Annotated in this window: 9 protein-coding genes; 6 read left to right on the top strand and 3 right to left on the bottom strand. The window is 40.0% G+C overall.

What is annotated here, in order from left to right:
* The first annotated feature begins 48 nt into the window (after positions 1 to 48).
* Positions 49 to 594 carry a TlpA family protein disulfide reductase gene (locus AC1DPQ_RS06655; protein ID WP_477579483.1) on the top strand — a complete coding sequence of 182 codons (546 nt, stop codon included), beginning with the start codon at positions 49 to 51 and terminating at the stop codon, positions 592 to 594.
* Positions 595 to 628: 34 nt separating this feature from the next.
* On the opposite strand, the gene AC1DPQ_RS06650 is transcribed toward AC1DPQ_RS06655, so the two are convergent.
* Entirely contained in the window at positions 629 to 1,519 is an 891-nt protein-coding gene (locus AC1DPQ_RS06650) for a bestrophin family protein (protein ID WP_029276859.1), read from the bottom strand.
* 151 nt (positions 1,520 to 1,670) lie between these two features.
* Between AC1DPQ_RS06650 and AC1DPQ_RS06645 the strand changes: the two genes are divergently transcribed.
* Both AC1DPQ_RS06645 and AC1DPQ_RS06640 read left to right on the top strand, forming a co-directional pair.
* Positions 1,671 to 3,194, top strand: a complete 1,524-nt coding sequence (locus AC1DPQ_RS06645) for an MFS transporter (protein WP_477579481.1) — start codon at positions 1,671 to 1,673, stop codon at positions 3,192 to 3,194.
* Positions 3,195 to 3,205: 11 nt separating this feature from the next.
* On the top strand, positions 3,206 to 3,457 hold the full coding sequence (locus AC1DPQ_RS06640; RefSeq protein WP_029276864.1) for a DUF6814 family protein: 252 nt from the start codon (positions 3,206 to 3,208) through the stop codon (positions 3,455 to 3,457).
* A 28-nt stretch (positions 3,458 to 3,485) separates the two neighbouring features.
* Here the strand turns inward: AC1DPQ_RS06640 and AC1DPQ_RS06635 are convergent, their stop codons facing one another.
* The gene (locus AC1DPQ_RS06635) at positions 3,486 to 4,277 is read right to left on the bottom strand and encodes a rhamnogalacturonan acetylesterase (protein ID WP_477579470.1); all 792 of its coding nucleotides are present in this window, start codon (positions 4,275 to 4,277) and stop codon (positions 3,486 to 3,488) included.
* A 4-nt stretch (positions 4,278 to 4,281) separates the two neighbouring features.
* Entirely contained in the window at positions 4,282 to 5,922 is a 1,641-nt protein-coding gene (locus tag AC1DPQ_RS06630; RefSeq protein ID WP_477579468.1) for a glycoside hydrolase family 43 protein, read from the bottom strand.
* Positions 5,923 to 6,282: 360 nt separating this feature from the next.
* On the opposite strand from AC1DPQ_RS06630, the gene AC1DPQ_RS06625 reads away from it, so the two are divergent.
* From AC1DPQ_RS06625 to AC1DPQ_RS06615, 3 genes are all read left to right on the top strand, one after another.
* Positions 6,283 to 7,239: a pectinesterase family protein gene (locus AC1DPQ_RS06625; RefSeq protein ID WP_477579466.1), complete on the top strand. Its 957-nt coding sequence runs from the start codon at positions 6,283 to 6,285 to the stop codon at positions 7,237 to 7,239.
* A gap of 159 nt (positions 7,240 to 7,398) precedes the next feature.
* On the top strand, positions 7,399 to 9,072 hold the full coding sequence (locus AC1DPQ_RS06620) for a glycoside hydrolase family 28 protein (protein WP_477582476.1): 1,674 nt from the start codon (positions 7,399 to 7,401) through the stop codon (positions 9,070 to 9,072).
* Between the two features lie 5 nt (positions 9,073 to 9,077).
* The coding region (locus tag AC1DPQ_RS06615; protein WP_477608492.1) for a glycoside hydrolase family 88/105 protein at positions 9,078 to 10,852 on the top strand (1,775 nt) is incomplete at its 3' end.

Below are 10,852 nucleotides of genomic sequence, written 5' to 3'. Positions count from 1 at the left end.
CTATAAAGTCCTGCCAAATTGGTAGGACTTTTTTTATATTTAGCGCTGATGAAAATTTACTTTATTCTCTTGTTTTCTGTTTTTTCTTTCGCAGCACTGGCTCAAAATGTTCCTGTTAAATGGGCCACGCAGGAAACTTTCTTCGAAGATTTAATAGGTAAAGATTTACCCGCTTTTAATGGTTTAAGCATCAATAAAAAGCCGTTCTCCAATACCGGTTTAAAAAACCAGGTAGTGGTGATTAACTTTTGGTTCGAAAAATGCCCGCCTTGTATAGCCGAAATGCCTGAATTAAATAATTTAGTGGCTAAATATGGCAAAAAAGCTGTAAGGTTTATCGGGATTACCCATGATAGCCCTGCCAGTGCCAGGTGGTTTCAGAAACGGAACGGTTACAAATACGAAATTGTATCATTAAGCAAAGATGAGATCCGGAAACTGAATATTAATCACGGCTTTCCGTCAAATGTTTTGGTAGGAAAAGATGGAAAGATTATTTATGCTACTGCTAATATTTCCTTTTCTAACCCACAGTTTAAAGCTAAATCGGTACTTTTTGAAGAGAAGTTAAAAAGTATATTAACAGGTAATTAGTAATTTTCGAAAACAGGGACGAAACGATAAAAGCTTAAAGGATATATTCGTCATTAATCGGTTTAACAGGCTCTGGGATCTCGTCTTCTTCGAGCATCTGCAAAAGATTGATCTCTATTGTTCTCGTAATCTGGTTAAGGGGAACACCTGCCGAATTGTTCTCGAAAGGATTAACCAGGCTCATTCCATTAATCTGCGTAGATACAAATACGAAACCAATTAACCAGCCCAAAAATATGGCTGCCGGCCCTGCATCCTGACTGATTACCAGGGTAAATGTTACCACAAATAACCAGATAAACACTTTAGTTAAATAGGTATAAGTGGTAGGGAATATGGTGTTTTTAATGCGTTCGCTCATGCCCATTGAATCAGAGAACCGGGTTAACATCTCGTTAATTTCGATAAAACGAAAACCATCAATGGCATTGGCTTTTGATAATTTCTGTAAATCTCTCGATTGTATATTTAAAATCGCATTATGCGCATTGTTATGTTTTTTTATTTCTTTTAAATCTGCTTCAGATAAATATTTGGTGTAAATTTCGTCTACCGTTCCCCTCAAACTTGCCTTTAAAGCATATAAAAACGCAATGTGCCTGCAAATCATCCGTTTTACGCTTTCCTCATCCTCATCAACATAATTGATCAATGCCCTTGCAAAAGAGCGGGAATCGTTTACCAAAGCACCCCATATTTTTCGTGCTTCCCACCACCTATCGTAAGCCTGGTTATTGTTAAAACCGATAAAAAAGGCGATAGCTGTACCTAAAACCGTTGGAATAATGGATGGAATGGAAAAATGATGCGCAATTAAATACTCGCGTACAAAGTAAGCCGCAGTGCAAGAGGCAATCATGATCAGATCAACGTGCCACGTATTTCTTAAAATTCTACTTAACCTGATGTTTTGTATTAAAAGCATATAATCTGAATGGGAAATAAATTCGTTACGGATGAAAATACAAAACTAAAGCCAAAATGTTTGGTAATGTAACAAATTAAATGACAGACAGTACAGGTTGCCGATTGTCATGCAAATGTTTATCTTGGGAAACCAAATATTCTTATTTCTTATGAGCGACACTTTACCCAAGAACAATATTTTTAAAGTAATCGGTGCATCATCGTTAGGCACGCTGATTGAATGGTATGATTTTTACATTTTTGGTAGCCTTGCAGTTATCATTGGTCACCAATTGTTTCCGGAAGATGCAGGTGCATCTGCCCTGATCAACACTTTGGCAATTTTCGCGGCAGGTTTTATCGTTCGTCCCTTTGGCGCATTGGTTTTTGGCAGACTTGGCGATTTAATCGGCAGAAAATATACTTTTTTGCTCACGTTGGTGCTGATGGGTGGATCGACATTTTTTATCGGCTTAATCCCATCGTACAAAAGCATTGGTTATGCCGCACCAATTTTGGTTTTAATACTAAGGCTGATTCAAGGATTAGCCCTTGGTGGAGAGTATGGTGGAGCTGCAACTTACGTAGCAGAGCACGCACCCAAAGATAAACGGGGCTTTTTTACCAGCTGGATTCAAACTACAGCAACCTTAGGACTGTTCCTTTCATTAGGGATTATCGTAATCACAAAAAACATCTTAGGCGCTGAAACTTTTGGCGATTGGGGCTGGAGAATTCCTTTCCTGCTATCCATTGTGCTCGTTGTAGTGTCGATTTATATTCGCATGAAAATGCACGAATCGCCAATGTTTTCTAAGTTGAAAGCTGAAGGAAATATTTCAAAAAACCCTTTAAAAGAAAGTTTTAACAACAAAGCGAATTTTAAAATGGTACTTCTGGCTTTGTTTGGTGCTACCATGGGGCAAGGGGTAATCTGGTATACAGGTCAATTTTATGCACAATCATTTTTAGAGAATACCTGTAAATTAGATTTTAACGACTCGAGGTATATTTTACTTTGGGGAATCGCTTTTGCCACGCCATTTTTTGTGGTTTTTGGTGCCTGGAGTGATAAGGTTGGCCGGAAATGGATTATGCTAAGCGGTATGCTTTTGGGTATTCTTTTCTATCGCCCAATCTATCAAACGTTTTTGGATGATACCGATTATACAAAAGTTGAACAGACTGATATTTTATCTGCCAGCCCAGCTCCTGTAATATCTGTCTTAATTGCGAACTCAACTGATAGCTTGCGAACGGTTTCTACTAAAATGATGCTTAAAAACGGTGCATCCTTTAATAAGGTGCAAACCGATACGGTTTCTGCAACCAAAGGGATTCTCTTAGGTAAAGAAGTAATAAAAGATAAAGTTTTGCCTACGCCAATATTCTGGAAATTTGTCGGTTTAATCTTCTTCCAGATTTTGCTGGTAACGATGGTTTACGGGCCAATTGCGGCATTCCTTGTCGAACTATTTCCTACTAAAATCAGGTACACCTCTATGTCGCTGCCTTATCATATCGGTAACGGCGTTTTTGGTGGGCTTGTACCATTTATTGCAACACTAATTGCAAGCTTTTCTGGTTCTACGCCATTATCAGGCCTATGGTATCCGATAGGTATAGCGGCATTGAGCCTGGTTATTGGCACAATTTATTTATCGAATAAAAGAGACGAAAATATTAACGACTAGATACGAAGAAGATGAATACGTTAAAGAAATTTTTAGGCTTGGTTTGGATGGTTTTAGGGCCATTAACAATGACATTTTTGTTTATCCAGGCGATAGATAAAGTGGGCTTGACCCATTCAGATATCGAACGTACCAATACCATATTACAATGGGCAATTATCCTGTTTATTTTCCTTCCCATAAGTTTGGGATTGATGATATTTGGCTTTTATGCCTGGAAAGGAGAGTATGATCACTTGCCGGAAAGTTCGGAGGAGTTGTAATTTATAGGTTGTTAGGTAATATCTTTCCTTAATTCGTCTTGCGGTTGATGTTTTTTAATTCATTGTAAACCAACTGCGCAACTGCTTTGGCTCCTTCTGGTTGGAAGTGGGTATTATCTTTTTGCCCTTTTGGATAAGCCTCATATTTGGCTGAGTCTAAATTCATAAAGTAATGTTTGCTTACAAATTCACTGCCTTTTGTTGTGAAAAAACTCGCTGAAAGTGAGGTTAGATCTATAACGGGTGTATTTAATTCTTTGGCCACATCTTTCACCGCTTGTGGGTATTCGCCATGTGCACTGCCCAGTTTACCATCTTTCCAGGGGTAATTGCGGGTAACCGGTGTGATCAGGATCGGTAAAGCACCTTTAGCCCTTGTTTCTTTTACGTACATCCTTAAAAAATCTTTATAGCCCGGAATATCGACATAACGTTCAGGTTTATCTTTTGCCGCATCGTTGTGCCCAAACTGGATCAACACCAGGTCGTTTTTTTGCAAGGTTGATAAAACTTCTTTCCACCTTCCCTCTTCAAAAAAAGTTCTGGTACTTCTTCCCCCTTTTGCTTTATCAATAACCAAAGCGCTGTCGCTTTTAATCAGCCTGTTTAATTTTTTTAAACAGTCTTTTTTTAAGAATTGCTGAAAAACCTGCCCCCAGCCTGTAATGGGATACTTTTTCTGCAGATAACCTTCATCTAAAGTATAATCTGCTACGGTAGAATCGCCGATTAAATACACCTTAACAGGTTTAGGTTTTACAATGAAAGACATCAGTAAAACGGTGCCAAGGGCTGCGATAAGGTATTTATGTTTTTTCATCTTTTTATTTTAATGTTTGTACACGGAACCAATCATATTCGGCAATTCCTGAATCATTGGTTTGGGTATCTCTGGCGGCAAATATTCCCATTTTTGCGCCGATCCATTGGCCTGCCGTGGCCTGGAACTCATCTCCTACATCCGTAAAACGAGTCCCATCTTCACTGTAACTAAACTGGCATTTTGCACCATTAGTAACTTTAATCCTGAAATATACCGAGCCCGATTTTAGTTTGGTAATTTCCTTTTCATTTTCGGTTTTTCCCTTGTCGGCACTTTGGCAAACACCGTACATAAGGTACAATCCGTCTTTTTTGCTTTTAATGCTAATCTGCGCATAACTTCTCCCCATTACTACCAAACCTGTTTTTTCGTTTTCCAATTTTGGGTTAGGTTTAAATAAGAGTTTTGTTGTTGCCATAAATTCATCAGCTGGAAATTTCTGCATCAATAGGTTCGGAACATCCCAAAGGTTTTTGGCATCATCAGGAATTTTCGAAGTGTATAACTTTAATAAACCCCTGCCTGCATCAGTAAATAACCAGGTTGGTTGCGGATTGGCCTGCCATTGCCATTGTAAGCCTAGTTTTGAAGTTTCAAAGTCATCACTTTCTTCAGGTGTTTCAATCGGATAAACCTTGCCCACATTTGGTTTTTTATAGGTGATAACCGGTTCGCCTTTACCGTCGCCATCTGCATCAAGCCCGATAACAGGCCAGTTATTGATCCATTTCATAGGCTGCAGGTGAACTACGCGACCATAAGCATCTTTATCCTGAAAATGAAGAAACCAATCTTCGCCTGTTTGAGTATTTACCCAAGCGCCTTGATGAGGACCATTTACCGAAGATTTCCCTTGATCCATGGCTACTTTTCTTTCATATGGGCCGTAGATGTTTTTACTTCTCAAAATTAATTGCCAGCCTGTAGAAACTCCCCCTGCTGGTGCGAACAAATAGTAATAGCCATTGCGTTTATAAACTTTTGGACCCTCAATGGTTGGGTCGAGTTCGTGGCCATCGTATACAATTCTGCCGGTTTCTGTAGCTGCTGATCCGTCGCTGCTTAATGGCATAATGGCCAACACGCTTTTTATGCCAGCACGGCTTCCTGCGTAGGCGTAAGCAAGGTAGGCCTTGCCGTCTTCATCCCAGAACGGACAGGGATCAATCAATCCTTTACCTGCGGCGACCAATTTTGGTGCAGACCAGGCCCCTGTTATGGTTTTAGCTTTAGTTAAATAAATCCCAAAGTCAGGGTCTGGATAGTAGATGAAAAATTCGCCATTGCGGTAGCGGATGGAGGGTGCCCAAACACCATTACCATGCTGTGTTTTTTCGAAATGCTCAAATGGAGGCTGGCGTTTTAAGGCATGGCCGATTATTTTCCAATTCACCAAATCTCTCGAATGCAGGATCGGCAAGCCCGGGATGGCATCAAAACTGGAGGCGATCATATAAAAATCATCTCCCACCCGGATAGCGTCAGGATCAGAATAATCAGCGTTGATAACCGGATTTTTATACGTCCCGTTACCTAGGTCAGAAACCCAAACTTTAGATATGTACCCACTTTTTGGAGCAGGTTGGGCAAAGGTATTTATGCTAAAACTTAAAACGAGGATTAAACTAAATAGATATTTCATTGTACAATGATGTTTTTAATATTTGGTCAGTTATTTATTTAGCGTTACGTCATTCCCGCACAGGCGGGAATCTTAATGCGGCTTGTGATTGGCATTAAGATTCCCAATCAGGTTGGGAATGACGATGCGTATATTTTATCAAATTAGCCTACTAACAAGGTTAAGTCTTTTTTTATTTTTAGGCAAGTTGTTATTGTGCAATCGTTCCCGACATCGTTTGCAGTGTTTAATCTCTAAAAAACTTCTTTCTGATGGATATTAATGTTTAAAATTGTTCATCATATATTTTAAAAACACGGCTGCGTTACAAAGTTTATACTTTTACGTGGCCGATTTTAATTTAAGCCTAACCAAATTGATATGAAAGCAATCATCTTATTTTTTCTGATAACCTTTTCATCAGCAGTTTATGCCCTGGGTGTTAAGCCCGATTTTGTGGTAGCTGCCGATGGAAGCGGAAACTTTAAAACGGTACAGGAAGCGATACACGCCGTGCCCGATTTCAGGAACAAAACAACCATAATTTTTATCAAAAAAGGTATTTACAAAGAAAAGCTAATCTTGGCGGCCTCTAAAAAGAATGTGAAATTTATTGGGGAGAGCCTAAACGAAACCATATTAACTTATGATGACTACGCCCAGAAGAAGAATGCTTTTGGTGAAGAAAAAGGCACTTCAGGTTCTTCCAGCTTTTATATTTATGGCGAAGGCTTTTCTGCAGAAAACATCACCTTCGAAAATTCATCAGGCCCGGTGGGGCAAGCCGTTGCTGTTTGGGCAGGAGGAGATAAATTAATTTTTACCAACTGCAGGTTTTTAGGCTTTCAGGATACACTTTATACCTACGGAGGCAACAACCGCCAATATTATAAAAACTGTTACATCGAAGGGACGGTCGATTTTATTTTCGGGGCTTCTACAGCCTGGTTCGAAAGCTGCACTATTTTCTGCAAAAAAGCGGGTTATATCACGGCGGCATCAACTGCTGATACTACAAAATTTGGTTATGTATTAAACAAATGCAAAATCAAAGGAGATGCACCAGCCAATAGTTTTTACTTGGGTAGGCCATGGAGGCCTTACGCAAAGGTTGCCTACCTCAACTGCGAACTGCCTGATTTTATCCGCCCTGAGGGTTGGAACAACTGGGGCAAGGAAAGCAATGAGAAAACGGCCTATTACGCTGAATATAAAAGCACTGGCAAAGGAGCCGATCCAAAAAGCAGGGTAAATTGGTCGCATCAATTAACCGAAGTGGAGTATAAGGCCTACATTTTGGAAAACGTTTTCCGTGGGTGGAATCCAGAGGCGAAATAAGTGAGTTAAATATTTGATATACAGGTATTAGTCGGCTGTTTGATGACGATTTTTTGCCTCGTTTTCCGGTAACGATTGCATAGATTTCTCTTCTATTTTAAGTGCAAACAACGTACACTTGTTATTACAATAACCAAGTATAATTTAACAGCACAAATAATGAAACATATTTCTGGTAGTTTATGCCGTATTAAAGTAGCGCTGGCATGCTTAATTTTATCTTCTGCAAGTGCTGCCATAGCGCAACAACAGCAAAGCCTACCCGTTATCCAGCAGGTTAAATTTAAAAAAGATACCACAAGTATTATCAGCTTTGGAGCAAAGGGTGATGGGATTACCTTAAATACGCAAAGCATCAATAAAACCATAGCCAGTGTAAGCCAGAAAGGTGGTGGTGTGGTTTTAATTCCATCAGGCTTGTGGTTAACTGGTCCTATTGAGTTAAAAAGTAATGTAAACCTACACCTTAAACGCGATGCAATCCTTCAGTTTACCGACGACTTTAACCAATACAAATTGGTACAGGGAAATTGGGAAGGTCAACCAGCGTGGAGAAACCAGAGTCCGATTTCGGGTGTTAACCTCGAAAATATAGCCATTACCGGAACGGGGATTATCGACGGGAACGGTGGTGCCTGGCGCATGGTTAAAAAAGATAAATTGACCGAAACACAGTGGAAAACCTTGGTGGCATCTGGTGGCGTAGTGAGGGCTGACGGAAAAATGTGGTACCCATCTGAGAAAACCGTTAAAGGTTCGAATACCAAAAATGCCGGCGTAATTGAGGCTGGTAAAACAGCAGCCGATTATGAAGATATAAAAGATTTTCTTCGCCCGAATCTGTTGGTTTTAACAGGTTGCAAAAAAATTCTTTTAGAAGGTGTTACCTTTCAAAATTCACCGGCATGGAATTTACATCCCTTACTCTGCGAGGATTTGACCTTAAGAAACTTACAAGTAAAAAACCCCTGGTTTGCACAGAATGGTGATGGTGTTGATGTAGAATCGTGCAAAAACGTATTGATTGAAGGCAGCACTTTCGATGTGGGTGATGATGGGATCTGTATTAAATCGGGAAGAGATGAAGCGGGCCGCAAACGTGGCGTACCTACAGAAAATGTAATTATTCGGAATAATGTGGTTTACCATGCCCATGGTGGTTTTGTAATCGGAAGCGAGATGAGTGGCGGTGCGAAAAATATCTGGGTGTACGACTGTTCTTTTATCGGCACCGATATTGGCCTGCGTTTTAAAACTACCCGCGGCCGTGGTGGTGTGGTAGAAAATATTTACATCAACAACATCAACATGATCGATATTCCAGGCGAAGCGATTCTGTTTGATATGTATTATGCTGCGGTTGATCCGGTTCCTTTGGCAGGCGAAAAACGCGAAGCCATTAAAACGGTAACGGTTCCGGTAACCGAAGCGACCCCTCAGTTCAGAAACTTTTACATTAAAGATGTGGTAGCCAATGGCGCTGAGAAAGCCATATTTTTCAGGGGACTGCCAGAAATGAACATCAAAGATATCCACCTGGAAAACGTAACCATAAAAGCGAAGAAAGGCATTGAAATTATTGAAGCCGCTGGCATTTTCCTTAAAAATATAAACGTAATTACAGAAGACACCAGTCCGGTTGTAATGATCCAGAACAGTTCCAACATCAATATCAGTAACTTAAAATACCCTGACAACAGCAAGGTTTTGTTTGACGTATCGGGAGAAAAAACAAAAGGTGTAAAAATTAGCAGAACAGATGTTTCTAAAGCAAAAATGGCCTCACTTTTAGGTATAGAGGTAGATAAAAAAGCACTGGAAATTTCAAAATAACAAACATGAAGAGATCAATTCTATATACAGCAGCTGCGCTCATCGGTTTTTCTATTTTAACACAAAGTGGATTTGCCCAAAAGAAATTGTCAGAACAGTTAACCCTAACAGCGATGGAAAAACTGTTTCAGGATACTACACTGTTAAAAGGTGCCAAAGGCCCTAAATGGACCTACGACATGGGCGTGGTACTGGAAGGTGCCGCAACTGTTTGGCGGAATACCGGCGATGGGAAATATTTCAAGTACATCCAAAGCTCAATGGATGCCTATTTGGATAAGGAAGGAAATATCAATACGTATAAACCTGACGATTTTAATATCGACAACATTAAAAATGGCCGTTCGTTATTATTGTTATATAAGGTTACCGGACAACAAAAATACCTGTTAGCAGCAACTAAATTATACGATCAGCTGCAAAAACAGCCACGTACCCAGGAAGGTGGCTTTTGGCACAAGAAAATTTATCCCAATCAAATGTGGTTGGATGGCTTATACATGGGCGAACCGTTTTATGCGGAGTATGCCAAGCTGATGAAAAAAGATGCAGCTTTCGACGACATTGCCAAGCAGTTTATCCTGATGGAGAAAAATGCCCGCGATGCTAAAACAGGATTACTTTATCACGGTTATGATGAGAGCAGAGCAGAACAATGGGCCGATAAAAAAACAGGTCGCTCAGCAAATTTCTGGGGCAGGGCAATGGGTTGGTACATTATGGCTTTGGTAGATGTGCTGGATAATTTTCCGGCCAATCATCCACAAAGGAAAGAATTAATAGCCATTTTAAACCGTACAGCAACTGCTGCAGTAAAATACCAGGATGCGAAATCGGGTGTTTGGTTCGATATTTTAGATATGCCAACCAGAAAAGGAAATTACCTCGAAAGTTCTGCGTCGAGCATGTTTGTATATGGATTAGCCAAAGGTGTACGTAAAGGTTGGTTGGCACCATCATTTATGGCCGCTGCAAATAAAGGTTACGCAGGCTTAAAGAAAGAATTTGTTGAACAAGCAGGAGCAGAAAGAATAAACCTGACCAAAACCGTTTCGGTATCAGGATTGGGTGGGAAACCTAAATACCGCGACGGAAGTTTCGACTATTACATTAGCGAAAAAGTAATCACCAACGATCCGAAAGGTGTAGGGGCGTTTATCTGCGCCGCTTCAGAAATGGAGATTGCTGCACTCCCTAAAACAGGTGAAGGTTTAACCGTTACGGTTGATAATTTTTTCAATAACGAGTATATGACCGGCCCAACCGGCGATAAAATTCCCTTTCATTACGTATGGGAAGAAGATGATAATAACGGTTTTTCATTATTCGGTAAAGTATTTAATGATGCAGGCGTTAAAACCGCTACCCTTAAAACAGCACCAACAACAGCAAACTTAAAAGGAAGTAACATTTACATTATTGTAGATCCTGATACGGAAAAAGAAACAGCAAACCCGAATTTCATGACTGCCGCACATGCCAAACAGGTTAGCGAATGGGTTAAAGCGGGTGGCGTATTGGTATTGTTATTAAATGATGTTGGCAATTGTGAAATTTCGAAATTCAACGTATTACCAGAAACCTTCGGCATTCATTTTAACGAAGATAGCCGCAATAAGGTTCAAGGCTCAAATTTTGAGCAGGGCGCAGTAAAAATTCCTGTCGGAAATTCAATTTTTAAAACAGCTAAAAAGGTTTACATCAAAGAAATTTCGACGATAGTAGCAAAAAGCCCTGCCGTTTCGGCCTTAAAGGATAATGGTGATGTACTTATTGCAAC

The sequence above is a fragment of the Pedobacter sp. 01T416_2 genome (genome assembly GCF_056398925.1).
This window is presented reverse-complemented; position numbering and strand designations above follow the sequence as displayed.